Consider the following 21682-nt stretch of genomic DNA (forward strand, 5'->3'; position numbering starts at 1 on the left):
AAAAGGTTGTGATGGGTCGGGCACCGCTCTAGTGTTCGGTCGATCCGAAACGTGAGGCGACATGGCAGACCCGAAGGAAAAACCCGTCGACAAGATGAGCTTCGAAGAAGCGCTTGCCGAACTGGAAGGCATCGTGCGCCAGCTGGAAGCCGGTGAGGTCGAGCTGGAAAAGTCGATCGCCATCTACGAACGCGGCGCAGCGCTGAAAGCGCATTGCGAAGCGCGCCTCAAGGCGGCGGAACTGAAGGTCGAGCAGATCGTACAAGGCGCCGGAGGCCCGTCCACCGAACCCGCAAGCTTCGACTAGGACTGCCATGGGGGAGGTGATCGACTTCGACCTGCGCCTGAAGGAAGTTGCCGACAAGGTGACCGTGGCGCTGGACCAGCTGATCCCGCCGGCGTCCGGGCCGGAGGCGGACCTGATGCGCGCGATGCGCCATGCCGCCCTCGCCAATGGAAAACGCATGCGGCCCTTCTTCCTGCTGGAAGCGGGTGCCATGTTCGACGCGCCGGAGAAATCGCTCCTGCGAGCCGCTGCCGCGCTGGAATGCGTGCACTGCTACTCACTGGTGCACGACGACCTGCCATGCATGGACGACGATGACTTTCGCCGCGGCCAGCCGACGGTTCACAAGGCTTTTGATGAGGCAACGGCTGTGCTGGCGGGCGATGCGCTACTGACGCTGGCCTTCAAGATTCTCGCCTCACGGGAGACCCACCCGGATGCCGAAGTGCGGGCCATGCTGATCGAGCGGCTGGCGGATTCTTCCGGCGCGCGCGGCATGGTGGGCGGCCAGATGATCGACATGCTGGAGAGCGACAGCCCCCGCGACCTGAACACGATCACCCGTATGCAGCGCCTGAAAACCGGGGCGCTGATCTCCTACGCCACGGAGGCGGCGGGAATCATCGGCCACGCGCGCGAGCATGAACGCAGCGCCCTTGCAGGCTTTTCGAACGATCTCGGACTTGCCTACCAGATCGCCGATGACCTGCTGGATGCAACCGGTGATGAAGAAACGGTCGGCAAGGCCCTGGCCAAGGATGAAGACGCCGGAAAGGCTAATTTCGTTACGATTCTGGGCATAGATGGGGCACGTCAGCGGGTGCAACTATTGGCGGAGCAGGCGAAGGAACACCTCGCTATTTTCCGCGAAAAGGCCAATATACTGCTGCAATCAGTCGATTTTGTTCTTGATAGAACACACTAGACAGACAGAAAGCCGTCACCCAGAAGGTCCGATAGAACGATGACCGACACCCGACCCAACCGCCTGCTCGACGCGATCAACTCGCCCGAGGACCTCAAAGGTCGCTCGCGTGCCGAGTTGAAACAGATCGCCAATGAGGTGCGCGAAGAGGTCATCGATGTGGTGTCGGTGACCGGCGGGCACCTTGGTTCCGGTCTCGGTGTGGTTGAGCTGACCGTGGCGATCCATTCGATCTTCGATACGCCGAAGGACAAGCTGATCTGGGATGTCGGCCACCAGTGTTATCCCCACAAGATCCTGACCGGCCGCCGCGACCGCATGCGCACGCTGCGCCAGGGCGGCGGTCTCTCCGGTTTCACCAAGCGGTCCGAGAGCGAATACGACCCGTTCGGCGCCGCCCACGCCTCGACCTCGATCTCCGCCGGGCTCGGCTTTGCCAAGGCGCGAGACATCCAGGGTGAGAACTCGAATGTCATCGCAGTGATCGGTGACGGCTCCATGTCTGCCGGCATGGCCTATGAGGCAATGAATAATGCCGGCGCCGATAAGTCGCGCCTGATCGTCATCCTCAACGACAACGACATGTCCATCGCGCCGCCGGTCGGTGCAATGAGCAACCATCTCTCGCAGCTTGTCTCCTCGCGGCCTTATCGCGGCCTGCGCCGGATCGCGAAGAAAGTCGTTGCGCCGATGGGCCTCGAAAGCCCGGCCCGGCGTGCCGAGGAGTTCCTGCGCGGCTTCGCCATGGGCGGCACGCTGTTCGAGGAGCTGGGCTTTTATTATGTTGGCCCGATCGATGGGCATGACCTCGACGTGCTGATCCCGATCCTCGAGAATGTGAAGGCGATGCGCGACGGGCCGATCCTGATCCATGTCGTCACGCAGAAGGGCAAGGGCTACGCTCCGGCCGAAAACTCCGCCGACAAGTATCACGGCGTCTCGAAATTCTCCGTCATAACGGGCGAGCAGGCCAAGCCGAAACCGAAGGCGCCAGCCTATCAGAAGGTCTTCGGCCAGACGCTGACGCAGCTGGCAGAGAAAGACGACAAGATCTGCGCGATCACGGCAGCCATGCCGTCCGGCACCTCAACCGATATTTTCGCCGCAAAGTTCCCGGACCGTCACTTCGATGTCGGCATCGCGGAGCAGCATGGCGTAACTTTCGCCGCGGGCCTCGCAGCAGATGGCATGAAGCCATTCTGTGCGATCTACTCGACCTTCCTGCAGCGCGGCTATGATCAGGTTGTCCACGATGTGGCCATCCAGAAACTGCCCGTGCGTTTCGCCATCGACCGGGCTGGCCTCGTCGGGGCCGATGGGGCGACCCATGCCGGCAGTTTCGACATCGGCTATCTCGGCGCGTTGCCGGGCATGATCTGCATGGCCGCAGGCGATGAGGCAGAGCTCGCCCGCATGGTGCTGACTTCGCTGGAAATCGACGACCGGCCGAGCGCATTCCGCTATCCGCGCGGCGAAGGCGTTGGAGTCGATATGCCGGAAGTCCTGACGCCGCTGGAAATCGGCAAGGGCCGGGTGATCCGTGAGGGCACAGCCGTCGCGATCCTCTCCTATGGCACACGCCTTGGCGAAGCGATGAAGGCGGCTGACATGCTGGCCGCACAGGGCCTGTCGGCCACGGTCGCCGATGCCCGGTTCGCCAAGCCGCTGGATACAGACCTGGTCGACCGCCTTGCGAAAGAGCACGAAGTCCTGATCACGATCGAGGAGGGCGCCATGGGCGGCTTCGGCAGTTTCGTGCTGGAGTACCTCGCGCGCAGCGGCGGGCTCGACAGTGGACTGAAGATTCGGCCGATGGCCCTGCCGGACGAGTTCCAGGATCAGGACACGCCCTACAACATGTATGAGGCTGCCGGCCTCAATGCCCGGCACATCGCGGCCCGTGCAATCGAAGCACTCGGCCGGGGTGATATCGCAGAGATCGAGCGCCTCGCCAGAGCCTAGCGAAGGCCTGAAATTCGCCAGAGTCATTGCCTAACTGAAATGCAATTTGCGAGGCCGGTCGAAGCCCGGTTAGGTGCTCTCATGCGTTCTTACCGTTCCTGTCTGGCGGCCCTGATGCTGGCCGCCGCTGCCGCCTGCGCCACGGCGCCACAGCCGGCCCTGCCTTTTGCAGACCGCCTCGCCGCCGCTGAAGCGGCAGGCAATCCCTATGAAGTGGATGCGGCCCTGACAGCGCTGCTCGCCGATCCGAAGCTGAAGACTGAGGAGCGGGCCGAGGCGCTCTACCAGCGAGGCAGTTTGCGGCGCCTTGCCGGGGATGACCGGCGCGGAGCGGTTGCGGACCTCGAGGCGATGTTGGCGCTCGCGCCGGAGCATCAGCGCGCCGGGCAGGCAGAAATCGAATTGGACCTTGCGCGCTCAGACCTGGAAGCGCTGGAGCCGCGCCTCAGCTACATGCTGACCCTGCCGCAATGGTTCGATGTCTCATGGACGCTCGGCGAGCGTGATGCGCCGGCGCGCCGATACCAGAAAGCCGGAATCAGTCCCGATGAAACGCAAACCCAAAAGCTGAAGGATGCGGGCTTCGTCTGTGGACCGGACGGGGCAGGTGGACCGGTACAGGGCGCTGGCGACGCGCGCGACTGGCTGGACGGCCTCACCTGGTGCAATCCGCTCCCTGAAACGGTCGAAGCGGAGGCAGAGCCGCAAGACACCGGGACGTAAAGACCACACAAAATTCACAATCCGGCCCTGCCGCCGTACGTGTTGCACGTCTAACAACAGGGTCATTGCCTCAATATGCCTGTACGGAGCTTCCGATCATGATTCGCCTCAGCCTTGCCGCCGCCGCATCCGCCCTTGTCCTGGCCGCCTGTAGTTCGACACCTGTACCGGAAGCCGAAACGGCTGCCGCGGTGTCCACGACGACGGTCATGTCGCCTTACGAACTGGCGATGCAGACTGTCGAAGAACTGGTGACGGCAGGCAACACGCAGGCGGCGATTGACCGGCTGACCCAGCTGACCGGCGACCCGTCACTGGACCGCGACCAGCTGGCAGAGGTGCTTTATCGCCGGGGTGAGCTGCGCCTTGGTGAGCATGGCTATGACACGATGGGCGCAATCGAGGACTTCGAGGAGATCCTGGCGGACTACAGCGATACCGAGTGGAGCACCGCGGCCGCTTCCATGCTGGACAGCGCACGCGGCAAGGCGACGTCTCTGAACGCTCTCCTCGCCCAGCCGGAAACGACCCGGATGCAGAAGTACAATATCCTCATGGAACTCGGCCGCCATGACGACGCAATCGACCTGATGCTGGCGAACGACCTGACCCCGGACAATGAAGCCCTGCTGGCCATGTATCAGATCGGCTACCTCTGCGAGGGCGACTCCCTGACCGGCCGGGCTTATGACGTCACCGAGCCGGACGGCACCTATCACGAACTCCGTTTCTGCGATTTCGGGAAGTAAAGCCTTTCAGGCTGTAACATTTATTGCAGCGCGCGAGCGCGGTTCAGGAAGATTTCTGCAGTTCTTTCCGCTAGGTAAAGTGCCGGAATCCCTGATCCGCGGCCTCGCGGCCTCTTCAAACCTGGGCTTCGGCGTGGTTGTGTGGCGCGAACCATATAACCTTCCCGAGGAAACCCATGTCATCAGAGCTGCTTCCCCCAAATTGGCCCGCCATGTCCATCGCCGAGGCCAACGCCGCATTGGCCGCTGCCGGGTCTCCGGTTGAGGTGGAAGATACGGTCATCGATGGCATTCCGTCGAAGGGCTACACGAACGCGCCGCCGAACATCCACTCGATCCTTTTCCTGGCCGCGATGACCCACCCGGACCGGGACTACATCGTCTATCAGGATGAGCGGGTGACCTATAAGGCGATGTTGCGGGCGGTGGAGAACTTCGCTGCCACGCTGCGCGACAAGTACGGCATCGCCAAGGGCGACCGCGTCGCCGTGATCATGCGCAACTATCCGCAATGGCCGGTGGCCTTCTATGCGGCCCTCAGCCTCGGCGCGATCGCCACGCCCATGAACTCCTGGTGGACCGGCGAGGAACTGGAATACGGCCTGTCCTTCGCGGGCGTGAAGGCTGCCGTCGTCGATCCGCAGATCTACGAGCGCATCCATGAGCATATGGAAGACCTGCCGGACCTGAAACACGTCATCATCGCGCGCGAGCCCGGCGACGAACATAACCATCCGTGCGTCTCTTCCATGGAAGATGCCATCGGCCCGGCGAATTCCTGGGCTGACCTCCCGGAACTCGGCATGCCGGCGGTGGATGTCGGCCCGGATGACGACGCAACGATCATGTATACGTCCGGTACGACGGGAAAGCCGAAAGGCGCGCTGGCGACCCACCGCGCCGTGATCGCGAACATGTTCAATTCGCTGACCTGCACGGCCCGGATGTATCTGCGGAAGGGCGAGGCGGTACCGGAACCCGATCCGAACGTGTCGCGGGCGACACTGATGTCGATCCCGTTCTTCCATGCGACCGGTTCCTTCGCGATCCTGATCCCGACCGCCCTGCGCGGCGACAAGATCGTCACCATGTACAAATGGGACGCAGGCCAGGCCCTGCCGATCATCGAGCGTGAACGGATTACCAGTGTCGGCGGTGTGCCGGCGATTGCCTGGCAGGTGCTGGAACATCCGGACCGCGAAAAGTACGATCTCTCCTCGATCGAAGTGGTTTCCTATGGCGGTGCGCCGTCTGCGCCCGAACTCGTATCCACCATCAAGCGCCGCCTGCCCAACGCCGCCCCTGGTAATGGCTGGGGCATGACGGAAACCTGCGCGACCGTCACGCTGAACATTGGCGAAGACTATGTGAACCGGCCGACCAGCGCCGGAGCGCCGCCGGCAGCCGTGGAGCTGAAGATCTGCGATCCGGACGGAAACGAGATGCCCGCTGGTGAAGTCGGCGAGCTGTGGTGCAAGAGCCCGTCGAACTGCAAGCTCTACTGGAACCGCCCGGATGCCACGGCTGAGACGTTCCGCAATGGCTGGGTCGTTACGGGCGACCTTGCGCGCCTCGACGAGGAAGGTTTCCTCTACCTGGTTGATCGGGCCAAGGACATGCTGATCCGCGGCGGCGAGAACATCTACAGCATCGAAGTGGAAAGCGCGCTGTACGACCACCCGGCCGTCATGGACGCCGCTGTTGTCGGCATCCCGCACAAGGTGCTGGGTGAGGAGGTCGGCGCTGTCGTGCAGCTGAAGCCCGGCATGAGTGTGACGGAGGATGAGCTGCGTGCCCACGTCGCCAACCAGCTGGCCGCGTTCAAGGTGCCGGTCGAGATCCAGTTCCTGGACGAGCCCCTGCCGCGCAACGCCAACGGCAAGATCCTGAAAAACGAGCTGCGGGAGCGGTTCACACCACGGGGATAATCGAATGAGCGTACAACGTCGCAAGATCGGAGACCGGGAAGTTTACCCAGTCGGCCTTGGCTGCATGAACATCTGCCATGCCTATGGCCCGCCGCTGCCGGAGGACGAAGCCAAAGCGCTGCTGGTGAAGGCTTTCGATCTCGGGTGCGATTTCTTCGACACGGCGACGCTGTACGGCTTCGGCCGGAGCGAGGAACTGATCGGTGAGGCCCTTGGGTCTCACCGGCAGGATTTCTTCCTCGCCAGCAAGTGCGTGCTGGGCTTCCGGGATGGCAAGCGCATCCTGGATGGCCGGCCGGAGGTGATCAAGGCGGCCTGCGAGGCGAGCCTGAAACGTCTGAAGACGGACGTTATCGACCTCTACTACTTGCACCGGCCTGACCCGATGGTACCGATCGAGGATTCCGTCGGTGCGTTGGCGGACCTTGTCTCCGAAGGCAAGATCCGGTTCGCGGGCCTCTCGGAAATGGGCGCTGAGCAGTTGCGGCGAGGGGCAGCAGTGCATCCCATCGCGGCGATGCAGTCGGAATATTCCCTCTGGGTGCGCAATCCGGAAATCGCGGTGATGCAGGCCTGTGAGGAGTTGGGCACGGCGCTCGTGGCGTTCTCGCCGGTTGGCCGTGGCTTCCTTGCCGATCCGCCGGCAGACCCGGCCAAGTTCCATGAATCGGACATGCGCCTCAGCATCTTCCCGCGCTTCAACGCTGAGAATTATGCCGGCAACCTGCCTCTGCTCGAGGAAGCAAAGGCGGTAGCGAAGGAGGCGGATTGTTCCGTCGCCCAACTCGCCATCGCCTGGACGCTGGCCAAGGGTCTGAATGTGCTGCCTATTCCTGGTACGACGAACCTGAAGCATCTGGAAGAAAACCACCGCGCCGCGGAGGTGACCCTGACGCTAGAACAGGTCGCGCGTCTCGATGCGCACTTCGCACCGGAGCGGGCCGTGGGACCGCGCTATAATGCGATGGGCCAGGCATCGGTCACAACCGAGATGTACGATTTCGAGCAGGCGAATGGCTGAGAAGCCGGTCGCGCTCGAAGACCGGTCGGACGGCGGCGACGGGCGCCGCTACGCGCCCTCAACCGCGCGCAACCGTGAACCCATCCGCGATGTTTTCACAGCGCATGGCCTGACCGCTGGGGATGTGCTGGAAATTGCGTCCGGTACGGGGGAGCACGGCGCGTTCCTGACGGATGCATTCCCTGGCCTGCGCTGGACCTATTCCGACATCGATGCCGCCGGCCGTGCCAGCCAGCAGGCCTGGCGACAAGCAGCCGAGCATGAGCGGCTGTCAGGTCCGTTGATCATCGACGCCTCGTCCGATGACTGGGGCGAAGTGGAAAGCAGGGCGTGGGACCTGATCGTATCCGTCAACATGGTCCACATCTCGCCCTTCGCGGCGACGGAAGGCCTGTTGCGAGGCGCCGGGCGACTGTTGAAGCCGGGCGGGCATCTGTTCCTCTACGGGCCCTATGCCCGCAATGGCGAGATCGCCCCGTCAAATGCCGCGTTCGGCGAAAACCTTCAGTCGCGTGACCCGGCCTGGGGCGTGCGTGATCTCGACATGCAGATCGTGCCTTTGGCAAAAGCGTCAGGGCTGAGGCTTGAGTCGGTTGTCGAGATGCCGGCAAATAATCTGTCGGTCCTGTTCAGGCGGTCGTGACCGGTCCGGTCCCGATCCAACACCAGCAACTGGGAGCATCGGGAAAACATGTCTGATTACACAGACCGCATACTTGGCAAGATTCATGAGCTTGAGCTGGAACTAGAAGCGGAATTTGCCAAGAAGCGGGCGGGCTTCCGTTATGGGTTGGAACGCGGCCGTGTCCTGTTCGATCAGGAAGTGATCCGCAGGCACCATGAGCTGCGCAAGGCCCTGATACCCTACCTGTTGAGCGCACGGTTCTGGGTCGTGGTGACGGCGCCGGTGATCTATTCCCTGATCGTGGCCTTTGTGGTCCTGGACCTATGGGTGTCGCTTTACCAAGCCATTTGTTTCCGGGTGTACGGCATCCCGCAGGTCAGGCGCCGGGACTATCTGGTGTTCGATCGCAAGAGCCTCGCTTACCTGAATGCGATGGAGAAGCTGAACTGCGCCTATTGTTCCTATGCGAACGGTGTCATCGCTTATGTGCGGGAAGTGGCCGCGCGTACCGAACAATATTGGTGTCCGATCAAGCAGGCACGCCGCGTGATCGGAACGCATGCGCGCTATGCCGGGTTCTCGGAATATGGCGATGCCGAACACTACCGGGAACGGCTGCGCGCCCTGAGGGAAGACTTAAAGGATGAGGCCGGACCGGAAGAAGCGTCCGGCGGCCAGGCCGAAGACGTTTCCTCTGGGGAGTCCTAGCCAGCGTTCCCGCCGCCGAAGCGTTCGGTCCACTCGGCGACGTGGGTATCCTCGATCTTCTGGAACAGGACCTCCGGCGGAGAGATCGCCATGCCGTGCGGCAGGGCGTCCAGCAGGCCGGCAAAGTCAGCATCCGCTGCCGGGAAGTTCCGGCGCTCTTCCGGGATGTTTAGCGCATCGAGGATCTTCTTCGCGGCGCCCGGAATGATCGGCTGGGCGATGATGCCGAACAGGGCGGCAAGGTTCAGGCCCGCGCGCACGCCGACGGCGGCTGCATCCACATCCGTCTTGTACTTCACCCAAGGCTCGGCCTTGGTGAGATACTCGTTCCCGGCAGCCCAGATCGCGCGGGTTTCGGCAGCTGCCTTGCGGAACTCCATTGCCTCATAATGCTCGATCAGGCGGGGCAGGCGTTCTTTCAGCTCCGCCACCATCCATGCCTCGGCTTCGCCCGGTGTGCCGGCATCCGGCACCTGTCCGTCAAATTTGGACGCGGTGTACTTGGTGATGCGGTTCACGAAATTGCCAAGCACGTTCGCAAGGTCGGAATTCACCGCTGCCTGGAAACCTTCCCACGTGAAAGCGGCGTCGGAGCCCTCAGGCGCGTTTGAGATCAGGTACCAGCGCCAGTAGTCTGCTGGCAGCAGTTCCAGCGCCTGATCCATGAACACGCCGCGCTTCATGGAGGTGGAGAACTTGCCGCCATACCAGGTGACCCAGTTGAAGGCTTTCAGCTTGTCGACCGTCTTCCACGGCTCGCCGCAGCCGAGCAGCGTGACCGGGAAGGACACGGTGTGGAAGGCGACATTGTCCTTGCCCATGAACTGGACGTATTCGACCTCATCGGCGCCTTTGTCGGTCTTCCAGAGGCGCTCCCAGTCATTGCCCGTGGCTTCGGCCCATTCCTGCGTGGCGGAGATGTAGCCGATCGGCGCATCGAACCAGACATAGAAGACCTTGTTCTCATAGCCCGGGCGCGGGTTCCCGTCCTTATCCGTCACTTTGACGCCCCAGCTGAGGTCGCGCGTAATGGAGCGGGCAATCAGGCCCTCATCCAGCCATTTGTTGGCAATGGAGACAGCGAGGCTCGGCCACTGGGCGCCCTTGCTCTTCACCCATTCGCGGATGCGGTCCTGCATCTGGCCTTGCAGCAGGTAGAGATGGTTCGTGTCGCGGATCTCGATGTTCCGGCTGCCGGAAACCGCCGAATACGGATCGATCAGGTCTACCGGGTCGAGCAGGCGCCCGCAATTGTCGCACTGGTCGCCGCGCGCCTTTTCAAAGCCGCAGGTCGGGCAGGTGCCCTCGACATAACGGTCCGGCAGGAAACGGCCATCATCGACGGAATAGACCTGTTTGGACGTCCGCTCCTCGATCAGGCCCTGCTTTTCCAGTGCCTGGGCAAGATGCTGGGTCACGGCGTGGTTCGCCGGACGCGAGGTGCGGCCGAACCAGTCGAACGCCAGGCTGAAGCCTTCGCCGGCCTTGCGCTGGATCTCATACTGCTCGTCGCAATATTCCTGAACGCTGACGCCTGCGGCCTGCGCGGCGAGCTCCGCGGGCGTGCCGTGCTCGTCCGTGGCGCAGATATAGGTTACGTCATGGCCCAGCAGGCGCATCACGCGGGAATACACGTCAGCCGGGAGCATCGAGCCGGCCAGGTTGCCGAGATGCTTGACGCCGTTGATGTACGGCAGGGCAGAGGTGACGAGGATGCGCCGGGATTGCGTCATTGGGTGTCAGTCTTTTCCGTTTTGAGCCTTCAGGGCCGCGATTCAGGCCTTCCAGCCCTGCGGAGCCTGTCTTTTAACGCGGACTGCTGGAAATGAAAGAAATGGAGCAGACAAAAACCTGCGTCAGGACAGTGGCTTGGCGTCCTGGAACATAAGAAAAGCCCCGGAACGGCAGGGCCGGTCCGGGGCAGTCAACGGTGCAGGCGCGGTGATCTGACCTGCACCGGTTTGGAGGTAGGAAGGAAATGGGTCTCAGAGGCCGTAAACCGGCTTTACGTCAAGGCTGACATCGACACGGCGGGCCATTGGTTCCACCGGAACTTCTGCCGAGGCTGCGTTGGCGTTGACTTCGTGAAAGCTCGTCTCGATGCGCGGGGCGAAGACGCCGCGGTCCGACAAGGCCTGCAGGACGGCGGCAGCGCGCGCTTCAGACAGCTGCGCCAGTTCCGCATCGGTGTGGGCTTCTTCGGACACGACGGCCACGTCGATATCGGTGACGGCACAGCCTTCGAGGCTGTTCGTCGCCGCGTTCAGTGCGCGGACGGAATAGGACGACAGCATCGTCTCGTAGGCGGGGAAATAAATGGACAGTTTCATGTCCTCGCAAACTGGCTTGCGCGCGACATAGACAGGCTCTGCCGGTGGCGGTTTGGGGGCATCGGAAACAGCCGGCAGCGCAGCGAGGGCGCCTATCAGGCCGAGGCCTGCGGCAGCGAACAGCGTGCGTTTCATAATGGTCTCCTTCATGCTCATCTCTTGCTCCATCAATCCCTGGGAACTCTTCCGGTTCCTGTGCCCTTGCATGAACAAAGGGATAGGCCTGGTTTGCGGCTGAAATGTGCGCCCACCGGGGCGAATGAGGCGGAGCCAAGGAATTTGAAAGGAATCCACGAATAGCGCGTAAATTCCTTTGAAATCATCGGTGTGAGTCTCTTGGGTCTGCTATGATCTCGCGCCTCAGGTGAATTTTGGCGGCAAATAAGGCAGGTCCGGGGCGGAGGACGGCCATCGCCTCTCGGGAATCACAGCCTTCGATGATTGGGTGTGGAGCACTTGCTTGCATCCGGCCGCACTTCCCATTAGTGACGGGTTTCCTCATGGGCCGGCTTAGCTCAGCTGGTAGAGCATCTGATTTGTAATCAGAGGGTCGCGGGTTCGAGTCCTGCAGCCGGCACCATAGGAAACAAGGCCTTACGCCGATTTCAGCAGGAATTCAGAGATCGTACTGGCGCGCAATTGGCGCGCAACTTGGCACAAGAATAGGTCGATCGCCTCAGTCGCCTTCGTCAGGTATGCAGGATCGAATGGCGCGTAGATCTCCGTCGTCGAGTATTCAGCTGCCTTGTGGCCGAGTTGGGCGGCCACTTCCCATGCCGGAACACTTTGCATTCTGAGCCAGCGTGCAATCGTGTGCCTGAAGGAATAGGTCTGCACGTTTCCCGGGAGGTCGGCCGCTGTCCTCGCCGTCGCCCAACTCCGCTTAACGCAGCTGACCGGAAAGCCATCGTATTGGATTAGCGCGCCTGTTTTTGATGCCTGCATGCGGGCTTCGACATAAGGCGCGAGTTGATCAGGGAGTTTCACGGTTGGACGGTATTTCTTCGTCTGCGCCCGGCCCGTTGGGTTCAGGTTTATCAGCCTGTGTTCCAGATCAATCTGGGTCAGGCTTAGGTCCAGGATAGCGCCCGTGCGGGCAGCAGTCCCGACCATAAACGCAATCAGGACGCGTATGTGCTGTTCGCTGGCAGCATCAAGCAGCCTGGCGACTTCCTCGACTTCAAGCGGACGCCCCTTGGGTTCGGGTTTTGGTGGATTGACCAGCTGCACATAAGGCACCGAAGCGATGTCGCCCCGCTTCCAGGCCCAGTTGAGCGCGGATTTTCCGATCATCAGGGCATTGCGGACCGAACTTTGCGAAAGCTTCTTTTCGTTGCTCAACCAGCTACGGAATTTCAGCTGCTGATCCTGGTGGAGCGCCTGCTTGATCGTCGCCTCACCGTGGAATTCGAGCCAATAGCGAAGAGTGCGGCGGATATCGACAGCGGATCGGAGGTGTTGACCATGGTGTTCGTAAAACCGAGCGAAGACTTCTGCCAGCGTGGTTTCGTCCGGTGCTTCCTGCGTCTTTGACTGGTTGAGGACGAACCAATCGTTCAGGATGGCCTTTGCCTCTTCAAAATCCGTTGTGCCGAGGCTAGCGCGGCTGGTCCTGCGAGTTTTGGGGTCGATCCACATCCTGTACCAGGCCGGGCTCCCCGAGCGCTGGCCGAGCCAGTACTCGCCGACCTGGTATCGGTCTCTGTCGACGTATCTTGCCATGTCGTTTCCTCAATTGCGTTCAACAGATACTCGGCCAGCTGAAATCCGAAGAATGAGAGCTTGCGTTTCGAAACCCGCACGAAGCCGATCCGGCCTGCATCCCGCAGCCTTTTCAGAGTCTGCTTTGACATGCCGAGGTGGTGGGCAGCCTCTTCCTCCGAATAGCGCTGATAGACAGGCAACCCGATTTCACTGGACATCTGCCGGACGGTTTCATCGACTTCGTGCATGGCCTGGTGTCCCGCTGATCAGCCCTTCTGGCTGGCCTTCAGGGCCTTGCGCGCCTTTCGGAACCCTGCGTCGCTCGCCAGGAAAGCTTCGAGCATACCGGCGGCAACGCCCGCGGCTGTGCCGATGGCGGCGCCTGCGCCCAGCTGCGGGGCACCTGAGACCAGCCCCGTCGCAATGCCAGGCCCGAACAGGCCAAGCGCCAGCATGGCGAGCGAACCAAGGATGACGGAGGCGGCCTGTTCGAGTGTCACCTCGTCCGGCTGGAAGGTGGACGTGATGGAGGAGAAGATGGTCGAGCCGATGCCGACAATGATCGCCAGCACCATGAGCTTGATGCCGGAGGCGATGACATTGCCGAGAACTTTTTCGGCGAGGAACGAGGTCTTGTTCCAGAGCGCGAACGGGATCAGCACGAAGCCGGCGAGCGTCGTCAGCTTGAACTCGATGATGGTGACGAAGAGCTGGATTGCGAGGAAGAAGAACGCCAGCAGCGTAATGATCCAGGCAAGGAACAGGACCGCAATGATCACGAAGTTCTCGAAAAAGGCGAGCGGGCCGGTGAGTTTCTCGATTTCGTCGAGCAGGGGCAGGGCCGCATCGAAGCCGGTCGCGGCGACGAAGCCCGGCTTCATGATGTCCTCGGCTGTTATCGTGCCGCCGGTGGCATTGAGGCCCAGCTGAGCGAAGCTCGTGAACACAATGTCCGACAGGAGCGCGAAGTTGCCGAGAATAAGTGAGCAAAGCGATGACGGACAAAAGGGGTGAGGCGGCGCGGCGGGAGACCGCCGCCCTCTGGTTTGCAGAGCTGCAGGCGGCGGACGTCAGTCAGGCGATCTGGGAACGTTTTCTCGAATGGGAAAGGGACCCGGCCAATGCCGCCGCCTATCGCGAGATCGAAACAACGCTCGGCATCCTCGACCAGACAAGTCTTTCCCAGGCGGAGACCGGAAGCGAAACCAGGCCGGGCAGGGGCCGCAAGTCGGCGCTGCTGGCCCTTGCCGCTGCGGCCGCCGTCATCCTCCTCTCCGCCACGGCCCTGATGACCCTTCGCAAGCCCGGCGCAGGGCCCAGCCCGCTCACCTATGCCACCGCCATCGGAGAACAGCAGGCGGTCACCCTCGAAGACGGATCCGTCATCACGCTCAACACGAACACCAGGCTGACCGTCCTCTATTCGAAAACCGAACGCCTCATCCGCCTCACACAAGGCGAAGCCCTGTTCGAGGTCGAACATGCTGACCGTCCTTTTCTCGTGGAGGCCGCCGGCACGCGCACGCGGGCGCTTGGCACCGAGTTCGATATTCATGCCAAAGAAAGCTCCGTCTCGGTCACCCTGATCAGGGGCTCGGTCCGCGTCACCGGATCCCGGCCGGAAGAAGGCAAATCCCCGCCGGGCGAGATGCCCGGAGAGAGCCTGCAGGATGCCGTCGCGGCCCTTGCGAGCCAGGTCTGGGGCACGAACAGCGGTGGCATTGCGGATGAGCGCGCAAAGGCTGCCGGGCTCGACCTTGCCGACCGGCGGCTCCAACAGACGCTCGCGCTGACAAAGGAGATCATCGGGTTCCCGCGCCACCTTTCCCAGCATGTCGGCGGGTTCGTCATCACCCGCGGCCGGCTCGACGAGCTCTGCCCGGTTGAGAATGCCGCAATGGCCGACCGGACCATTATCGAGTGGGACAAGGACGACATCGATGTCATCGGCATGCTGAAGGTGGATGTCCTCGCGCTCGGCATGCTGAGCTGCATCCGCAAGGCGTTCGACCTGCTGCGGACATGGAAGGGAATGAGCTATTCTCTGGCCACGCTGCCGCCGGAAGACCCTGCGGTCTATGACATGCTCTGCGTGGCTGACACGATCGGTGTGTTCCAGGTCGAGAGCCGGGCGCAGATGAGTTTCCTGCCGCGCATGCGGCCACGCTGTTTCTACGATCTCGTCATCGAGGTTGCGATCATCCGTCCCGGTCCGATCCAGGGTGATATGGTGCACCCCTACATCAAGCGCCGGCGCAAGGAGGAAGCAATCGTCTATCCGTCCGAGGCGCTGGAACCGGTCCTCGGCAAGACGCTCGGCGTGCCCCTGTTTCAGGAACAGGCCATGCAGATCGCGATTGTCGCGGCCGGGTTCACGGCGACCGAGGCGGACCAGCTCCGCCGGGCGTTGGGAAGCTTCAGGGGCCCAGGGTCGGTCGAGACGTTCCGCGAGCGTTTCATCGCCGGCTGTCTCCGCAATGGCTATGATCTCACATTCGCTGAGACCTGTTTCCGGCAGCTTGAGGGTTTTTCCGGTTACGGTTTCCCGGAAAGCCATGCCGCCAGCTTTGCACTGCTTGTCTATGCCTCCTCATGGATCAAGTGCCACCATCCGGAAGTGTTCTGCTGTGCGCTCCTGAACGCCCAGCCCATGGGATTCTATGCGCCTGCCCAGATTATCCGAGATGCACGCGCCCATGGCGTCAAAGTGCTGCCCGTCTGCGCAGAACGCAGCTATTGGGACAATGTGCTTGAACCGGCAGGAGATGGATCGCTCGCCGTGCGGCTCGGCTTTCGCCAGATCAAGGGGATTTCCGAAGAAGACGGACACTGGCTCGCCGCCGCGCGCGGCAATGGCTACCGTTCCATCGATGCCGTCTGGCGGAGGGCGGGCGTTGGGCGCGGCGTTCTCTCGCGGCTGGCAGGCGCTGATGGGTTTGCGGAATATGGCCTCAGCCGCCGGGATGCCGTCTGGGAGGTCAAAGGTCTTGGCGGTGACAAGCCCTTGCCGCTGTTCGAACGGGAGGGTGAGGGGCTGCCCGCCATAGCTTCTGATCTCCCGGCCATGTCCGAACGGGAAGAAGTGTTCGAGGATTATGTCGCCACACGGCTGACGCTCCGGGATCATCCCGTCAGGCTGCTCCGTCCGGAGATTGGCAGGTTCACCGAAGCTGCCGCCATCCGCAATGCGCCGGACCGGCAATGGATCACTGTCACAGGGCTGGTCATCACGCGACAGCGGCCGGGCACGGCAAGCGGCGTGATCTTCCTCACCCTCGAAGACGATACCGGCGTCTCGAACGTCATCGTCTGGCCTGGCACGTTCGAAAAATACCGCAAGCAGGTGATGGCGGGACGCCTTGTCCGTGTGACGGGCCGGTTGCAGCGGGAAGGCATCGTTACGCATGTGGTTTCGTCCCGTATCGAGGATCTCTCCTGCCTGCTCGATACGCTGGGGGATGCAAGCAGCGCCGGAACCCTGATCGATCCGACCCATGACAATGCCGACGACGTTAAACGCCCCACGCCTTCCGGAGAATACGGGCCGCGGCGTCCGGAACGAAAACCTCTCTCCGAAGAGATCACCGCCGAACTCCAGAGGGCACAGCAGTTGCGGTACGGGACTGGTGGCCGCCATCCTCGCGAGCAGGCGAAGAAGCTCTTTTACAGCCGGGATTTTCATTGAGCGCAGAGGCTCAGGCCAGTACGTGAAACGTGTGCCAACCGGAATTTGTCTGTCCGGCGATAAACGCCAGTGAGGACGACGCTGAATACATGCAGCCGCAGCTGGCATGGCCGGGACGCATGTCTGGTTTTAAATAGGAAACGATCGTCGGGCCAACACAATCCGGAAATCACTGGGAATCCAACCAGGGGGTGATATAGGTACCAGCCTGCCGGATCGCAGCGGGGGGTAAATGACTGACGCAAACGCAGGCCTGAAAGCTGCGCTCGTGGACTATGTCCGGCTAGAGCACGCCCCTCATTATGCCGTCCTTGTCACTGGGCCGTGGGGGATCGGCAAGACCTACGTCGTGCGCCGGTGCCTCGACGAGGCCAAACTCGAGAACGGCTACTATTATGTGAGCCTGTTCGGAGCCGAAACGAAATCCGATATTGACGCAGCCATCTTCAAGGCCGTGCATCCCGCCATGACGGGAAAGGCGGCCAGGGTGGGCGGTGCTGTCCTGAAAAGTGTCCTGAAATTCGGGGGCGTCGAAAGCGACCTCTCGCTGGAAAAGATACTCGATGGCATCAAGGGCGGTCTTTATGTGTTCGACGACCTTGAACGCGCCGAACTCTCGATCGGCGCGATTCTTGGCTATATCAATGAGTTCGTTGAGCATGACGATTGCCGTATCGTCCTGATCGCCAATACAGATCACAAGATGGACGAGGACGAAGTCTTCCGGACCCAGCGGGAGAAGCTCGTCGGGCGCACCCTGAAAGTCCAGTCCGCCCTCGCGGACGCCTATAATTTCTTCCTTACAAAGATCACCGATCCGGATGCGCGGGCTGTTCTCGAGCGTTCAACGGAGACCGTTCTCGGAATCTATGAGGGGTCTCAGGCAGAGAATCTGCGGGTCCTGCAACAAAGTCTCTGGGACTTCGAACGGCTCTATCGGCTGCTTGCGCCGGAACACAAGGCAGAGGCGGACATTGTGGACCGCCTGCTGAGGCTGATGCTTGGCTTCGGGATCGAAACCAAAATGGGGCGTCTTGGCCGCGAGGGCATTATGCAGCGCTCGACGCGCTTTGCCTCCATGTTTTCAGGCCTCGGCGGCAAGGACAAGGCGTCCAGCCCGATTGTGGAAGCAGACGGACGGTACGCGATGGTCGATCTGTTCGATCCGCTTCTGTCCAATGAAATATTGGTTGCAACATTGCTGGATGGTGTCTTCGACGCAAAGCAGGTGCAGGCCTCCATCAATCTGCAGCCGCCCTTCCGGAAAGACGGGCCACCGCCTGCCTGGCAGGTGCTCGCCTTCGGGGCCTTTCAGGAGGACGAAGTCCTCAGCGCGGCGCTCGAAACCCATAAATCCGAATTCGCGGGCCACGCCTATGACACGCCGGAAATTGTCCTTCACCTGTTCTCGATCCGCCGCCGTCTGGCACGTCTTGGCCTGATCGATACGATGGAAGACGCGGTCGCGGACGAATTGATAGCCTATGTCGATGCCATCCAAGCGAAGGGTGAGCTTGCCCCCATTGATCCGCTGGATGTCAGCCAGCGCCTGGACCATGGCGGCACCAGTGGTGTCGTCTATTCAGAGCCCGATCATCCGGACTTCAGGCGCCTGAAATCCTATCTCGAAGGCCGGTGCCACGAGGTCTTTCATGCCAGTCTGGCCGGCGATGCGCCTCAGCTGCTGGACCTGATGGAAGAAGGCTCCGATGCGTATCTGAAGGCCATCGCTCACGGTTCTGGCGGTGGCGGCAAATTTGCTGACTCCCCGGTCTTTGCGGCCATCCGGCCTGCGGACTGGGTTGACCGGTTCGTGGCGCTTGACCCTCGAAGCCAGCAGGGTGCCGCCTCAGCGATGTTTGCGAGATACCGGTATGGAGCGTTGAACATGGCACTTTCCGGTGAACGGGATTTTGTGAGGTCGGTCGTTGCGGAGCTGGCGGCTCGAGAGGCGGAGGAAAGCGGATTTGGAAAAGAACGCCTTACTGCCTGCAAACGCTACTTTGAGCTGGCTCAGGCGACTATAGAGGAGGGAATACCAGAATGACATCATATTTGACATCATATACGACATCATCTATATAGATCATGTCAATCGTACTGGATATCGACGTGGTTGTGGATGGTTGCCGGCCGGACGGCGGAGCGAGCTATGAACTCATGGTCAGGATCGCGAGTGGCAAGCTGAAAACCTATTGTTCGCCGGAACTCCATGCAGATTACGGTGTTGCCCTGCAGGGTGCCGTGCAGCGCCGCGAAGTCAGGCTGAGCTCTGCCAAGGCCAGTCAGCTCCTGGATTCCTTCAGCCATTTTGTCACGAGCGTTGACATCGAAATGGCGCATATCGCCGAAATTATTGCGGAAGCGCCTGACCTCGTGAATGTGATCGCAACCGCCAGGAGTGGGAAGGCCGAGATGATTGTCACCAACCGGCCGGATGAGGTCAAAGCGGTCCTGAAGTCCAGGACCATCAAAATTGTCCGGCCTGAGGATATGATTTGAGAGAGGAGATGTGACATGGCTGCGAGTGCGAGCCAAAGATTTGCCCTGAGTATGCCGAAATCACTCAAGACTGAGGTCGCGCGCCTCGCGGAAGCGGATGGTGTGTCGATCAATGCCTGGATCAATGCAGCGATTGCCTATCGCGTCGGAGGCGAAGCCACGGCCGAGGCCTTCTTCCAGCATCTGCGTGAGAGCAGCGATCCTGCGGCGATGCTGGCCCTGCTCAAGGAATCCCAGCAGGGTTGATCATCAAGCTGGCTGCCGCGCCGGGATCGGGATGCGGAAGGGTCGGCATCCTGACATCCTCCGGTCTGGCCATCCCGGACGGCTTCATCCGGAAGATCCCACGGGATGACCATGATGGCCTCGCAGGGCAATTAACTAAACGTTGCCCTAGAGGCGAGCGATACGGAACCGGGATGTCCAACACGAAACAAATTCTGGCGATGCTGAAGAGCAAGGCGGCAGGGGATGATGAGCAGTTCTACTCCATCGCCCTGCAAGTCGCCGCTGCAGAAGCGCGCCGCGGACATCGAACCACAGCTGAAGAGCTGCGCAGTGCGGTTGATCTGGCGCGAAGCACGAAGTCGCGCGGGGCTGCTGTGCCGATACAGTTTTCACAGCCGCGGGGCGAGCTGGAGTCCCTGATCGATCTTCGGGAACCGAAGCTGAAACTCAAGGACGTCGTGCTGTATGAGGGCTTGCGGGAGAAACTCGAGGACCTCATTCGTCAACAAAGGAAGCGCGAATGGCTGCGGGAGCATGGGAAAACGCCGAACCGTTGCGTGCTGTTCATCGGCCCTCCCGGATCCGGAAAGACGATGTCGGCCGAAGCACTTGCGGGCGAACTTCACCTTCCCCTGTTCGTGATCCGCCTGGAGTCCCTCATTACCCGATTCATGGGTGAAACGGCCGCCAAGCTCCGCCTGGTTTTCGATGAAACCCTGAAGCGCCGCGGCGTCTACCTGTTCGACGAATTCGACGCCATCGGCGGTCAACGATCAGCCGCCAACGACGTCGCCGAAATGCGCCGTGTGCTGAATTCCTTCCTGCAGTTCATGGAAGAGCCCAACGCCACGGACAGCGTGCTTCTCGGCGCGACGAACCATCCGGAAATCCTGGATCGCGCCCTGTTGCGGCGGTTCGACCTCGTCCTGCAATTTTATCCACCTTCCGAGGCGCAGATCAGGGATCTGATCTCAAAGAATTTGCGCCCCCTGAAGTTTCCGAGGCTTGGCTGGAAAAAAATCATCGAGGCTGCCCATGGTCTCAGCCAGTCTGAAATCGTGAGGGCTGCGGAAGATGCGGTAAAATGCGCAATTCTGGATGAACGGGATACGCTGAAGACCGATGATGTCCTTCGCTACCTGAACGGCCGAAGAGAAATGCGGGAAGCTTTTTCGCAAACAGCGAAGTAGGGTTGATCCGCAATGCCTGAATTCGACAAGCCGCATATCGACATCAGCCGGCGTGTAAACAGAACCCAGTACCAGGCCCCAAGACAGAACATCGGAGGCGGCGGAGCGCCTCGCATTCGCGCCGAACATGGCGCACTGGTCGCCGCGCAATTCGAGGCAGCTTTCCGGGATGCCGATGCGCACCGCACCGAGGATGAGCGGGTTGACGCTGCCGAAAGTGTCTATATCGAAGTCAATCTCAGAAGGGGAAGCAGTCCCGATAAGGTATTGCTGCGAAATCGTAACAGACGCGGCCCGGCCGCCATATTGACGCTGTTCAGGATGCCCCGGAAGAATTGAGATGAGCCCGATGAACCGCCGGACAAGGCCGGACACAGGCGCAGAATGGCCTGCCTGTCAAAAACTATTCCGGCAGATGGCTGTACGTAAGAAACATTTTTCCGTCTGATCTGCCAACTGATCTGTTGACCCCTTTGAGCAACGCAGCCTGCAGGGCTGCGCCCGGGCTCAGGGTCAATTCCAGAGGGGATCATGCAAATCACCAATTCGTTCAAACGCGCGCTGCTCAGCGCTGCGGCGCTCTCGCTCGTGCCGGCTTTTACTCCGTATACCGCAATTGCGGATCCGCAATCGGAAGGGCAGGCGATCCGGTTCTCCATCCCGCCGCAGGCCCTCGGAGACGCATTGCGCGTCTTCAGTGAGCAATCGGGAACCCCGGTCCTGTTTTCCGAAGACATTGTCTCCGGGAAGACAGCCCCCGGTCTTGAGGGCGCATTCAGTCCCGATGAGGGCCTCCGGACCCTTCTCGGTGGGAGCGGGCTGGAGGCGGTCACCGCGCCGGGCGGCACGCGCATCATCCGCGAAATAGCCGAAAAATCCGCAAGGCGGGACGCACGCCCCCAGCCTGTCAAACAGGAGGAAGCGGCTGCGCCCGTGCGGATCGAACCTGAGACGGAAGAGGAGCCCAGCGGCGTGTTGCGCGCCGACAAGGTAACCGTGACCGGGACGAGCCTCCGGGGACTGGCGCCGGAAAGTTCGCCCCTGCAGATCTATGGGCGCGATGAGGTGTCCCCCGTCAGCGACCATGAGACAGATCGGGAAAATTGCTTAAGGAGG

General features: G+C 61.4%; 20 protein-coding genes, 1 tRNA gene and 1 pseudogene. 17 read left to right on the plus strand and 5 right to left on the minus strand.

Annotated elements, in window-relative coordinates:
• Window positions 1-61 precede the first annotated feature (61 nt).
• From HY17_RS10270 to HY17_RS10310, 9 genes are all read left to right on the plus strand, one after another.
• Window positions 62-307, plus strand: a complete 246-nt coding sequence (locus HY17_RS10270; RefSeq protein WP_034766306.1) for an exodeoxyribonuclease VII small subunit — start codon at window positions 62-64, stop codon at window positions 305-307.
• A 7-nt stretch (window positions 308-314) separates the two neighbouring features.
• Window positions 315-1211, plus strand: a complete 897-nt coding sequence (locus HY17_RS10275; RefSeq protein WP_034766307.1) for a polyprenyl synthetase family protein — start codon at window positions 315-317, stop codon at window positions 1209-1211.
• Window positions 1212-1250: 39 nt separating this feature from the next.
• The gene (gene dxs, locus HY17_RS10280; protein ID WP_034766308.1) at window positions 1251-3173 is read left to right on the plus strand and encodes a 1-deoxy-D-xylulose-5-phosphate synthase; all 1923 of its coding nucleotides are present in this window, start codon (window positions 1251-1253) and stop codon (window positions 3171-3173) included.
• An 81-nt stretch (window positions 3174-3254) separates the two neighbouring features.
• The gene (locus HY17_RS10285; protein ID WP_034766309.1) at window positions 3255-3896 is read left to right on the plus strand and encodes a hypothetical protein; all 642 of its coding nucleotides are present in this window, start codon (window positions 3255-3257) and stop codon (window positions 3894-3896) included.
• A 98-nt stretch (window positions 3897-3994) separates the two neighbouring features.
• Window positions 3995-4645 (plus strand): hypothetical protein, encoded by a 651-nt coding sequence (locus HY17_RS10290; RefSeq protein ID WP_034766310.1) that lies wholly within the window; start codon window positions 3995-3997, stop codon window positions 4643-4645.
• A 176-nt stretch (window positions 4646-4821) separates the two neighbouring features.
• Window positions 4822-6573, plus strand: a complete 1752-nt coding sequence (locus HY17_RS10295; RefSeq protein ID WP_034766311.1) for a class I adenylate-forming enzyme family protein — start codon at window positions 4822-4824, stop codon at window positions 6571-6573.
• A 4-nt stretch (window positions 6574-6577) separates the two neighbouring features.
• On the plus strand, window positions 6578-7594 hold the full coding sequence (locus tag HY17_RS10300; RefSeq protein WP_034766312.1) for an aldo/keto reductase: 1017 nt from the start codon (window positions 6578-6580) through the stop codon (window positions 7592-7594).
• Window positions 7587-8237 carry a DUF938 domain-containing protein gene (locus HY17_RS10305; RefSeq protein WP_034766313.1) on the plus strand — a complete coding sequence of 217 codons (651 nt, stop codon included), beginning with the start codon at window positions 7587-7589 and terminating at the stop codon, window positions 8235-8237. Before HY17_RS10300 ends, HY17_RS10305 begins: the two co-directional genes overlap by 8 nt.
• Window positions 8238-8285: 48 nt before the next feature.
• On the plus strand, window positions 8286-8927 hold the full coding sequence (locus HY17_RS10310) for a hypothetical protein (RefSeq protein ID WP_051599916.1): 642 nt from the start codon (window positions 8286-8288) through the stop codon (window positions 8925-8927).
• On the opposite strand, the gene metG is transcribed toward HY17_RS10310, so the two are convergent.
• Both metG and HY17_RS10320 read right to left on the minus strand, forming a co-directional pair.
• Window positions 8924-10660, minus strand: coding sequence for a methionine--tRNA ligase (gene metG / locus HY17_RS10315; RefSeq protein WP_034766314.1), 1737 nt, complete (start codon window positions 10658-10660; stop codon window positions 8924-8926). The two genes, HY17_RS10310 and metG, sit on opposite strands and share 4 nt — an antisense overlap.
• A gap of 252 nt (window positions 10661-10912) precedes the next feature.
• Window positions 10913-11392 carry a hypothetical protein gene (locus tag HY17_RS10320; protein ID WP_155843593.1) on the minus strand — a complete coding sequence of 160 codons (480 nt, stop codon included), beginning with the start codon at window positions 11390-11392 and terminating at the stop codon, window positions 10913-10915.
• Between the two features lie 369 nt (window positions 11393-11761).
• Between HY17_RS10320 and HY17_RS10325 the strand changes: the two genes are divergently transcribed.
• Window positions 11762-11837 (plus strand) — tRNA-Thr (locus HY17_RS10325).
• 14 nt (window positions 11838-11851) lie between these two features.
• On the opposite strand, the gene HY17_RS10330 is transcribed toward HY17_RS10325, so the two are convergent.
• From HY17_RS10330 to trbL, 3 genes and pseudogenes are all read right to left on the minus strand, one after another.
• On the minus strand, window positions 11852-12979 hold the full coding sequence (locus tag HY17_RS10330) for a tyrosine-type recombinase/integrase (protein WP_081813086.1): 1128 nt from the start codon (window positions 12977-12979) through the stop codon (window positions 11852-11854).
• A gap of 62 nt (window positions 12980-13041) precedes the next feature.
• Window positions 13042-13209 (minus strand): annotated as a pseudogene (locus HY17_RS20700) (helix-turn-helix domain-containing protein); the annotation flags it as partial.
• 18 nt (window positions 13210-13227) lie between these two features.
• The gene (trbL, locus tag HY17_RS10335) at window positions 13228-14013 is read right to left on the minus strand and encodes a P-type conjugative transfer protein TrbL (RefSeq protein WP_197020263.1); all 786 of its coding nucleotides are present in this window, start codon (window positions 14011-14013) and stop codon (window positions 13228-13230) included.
• Between trbL and HY17_RS10340 the strand changes: the two genes are divergently transcribed.
• From HY17_RS10340 to HY17_RS10370, 7 genes are all read left to right on the plus strand, one after another.
• Window positions 13956-16646 carry a FecR domain-containing protein gene (locus HY17_RS10340; protein WP_051599920.1) on the plus strand — a complete coding sequence of 897 codons (2691 nt, stop codon included), beginning with the start codon at window positions 13956-13958 and terminating at the stop codon, window positions 16644-16646. The two genes, trbL and HY17_RS10340, sit on opposite strands and share 58 nt — an antisense overlap.
• Window positions 16647-16878: 232 nt before the next feature.
• On the plus strand, window positions 16879-18693 hold the full coding sequence (locus HY17_RS10345) for a P-loop NTPase fold protein (protein WP_034766318.1): 1815 nt from the start codon (window positions 16879-16881) through the stop codon (window positions 18691-18693).
• 41 nt (window positions 18694-18734) lie between these two features.
• The gene (locus tag HY17_RS10350; RefSeq protein ID WP_034766319.1) at window positions 18735-19148 is read left to right on the plus strand and encodes a PIN domain-containing protein; all 414 of its coding nucleotides are present in this window, start codon (window positions 18735-18737) and stop codon (window positions 19146-19148) included.
• A 15-nt stretch (window positions 19149-19163) separates the two neighbouring features.
• Window positions 19164-19394: a toxin-antitoxin system HicB family antitoxin gene (locus tag HY17_RS10355; RefSeq protein WP_034766321.1), complete on the plus strand. Its 231-nt coding sequence runs from the start codon at window positions 19164-19166 to the stop codon at window positions 19392-19394.
• A 173-nt stretch (window positions 19395-19567) separates the two neighbouring features.
• Window positions 19568-20566, plus strand: coding sequence for an AAA family ATPase (locus HY17_RS10360; RefSeq protein ID WP_034766322.1), 999 nt, complete (start codon window positions 19568-19570; stop codon window positions 20564-20566).
• 12 nt (window positions 20567-20578) lie between these two features.
• On the plus strand, window positions 20579-20905 hold the full coding sequence (locus HY17_RS10365) for a hypothetical protein (protein WP_034766323.1): 327 nt from the start codon (window positions 20579-20581) through the stop codon (window positions 20903-20905).
• Window positions 20906-21097: 192 nt separating this feature from the next.
• On the plus strand, window positions 21098-21682 hold a 585-nt coding region (locus HY17_RS10370; protein WP_034766324.1), incomplete at its 3' end, for an STN domain-containing protein.

This window comes from Hyphomonas sp. CY54-11-8 (genome assembly GCF_000682735.1).
Classification (GTDB): domain Bacteria; phylum Pseudomonadota; class Alphaproteobacteria; order Caulobacterales; family Hyphomonadaceae; genus Hyphomonas.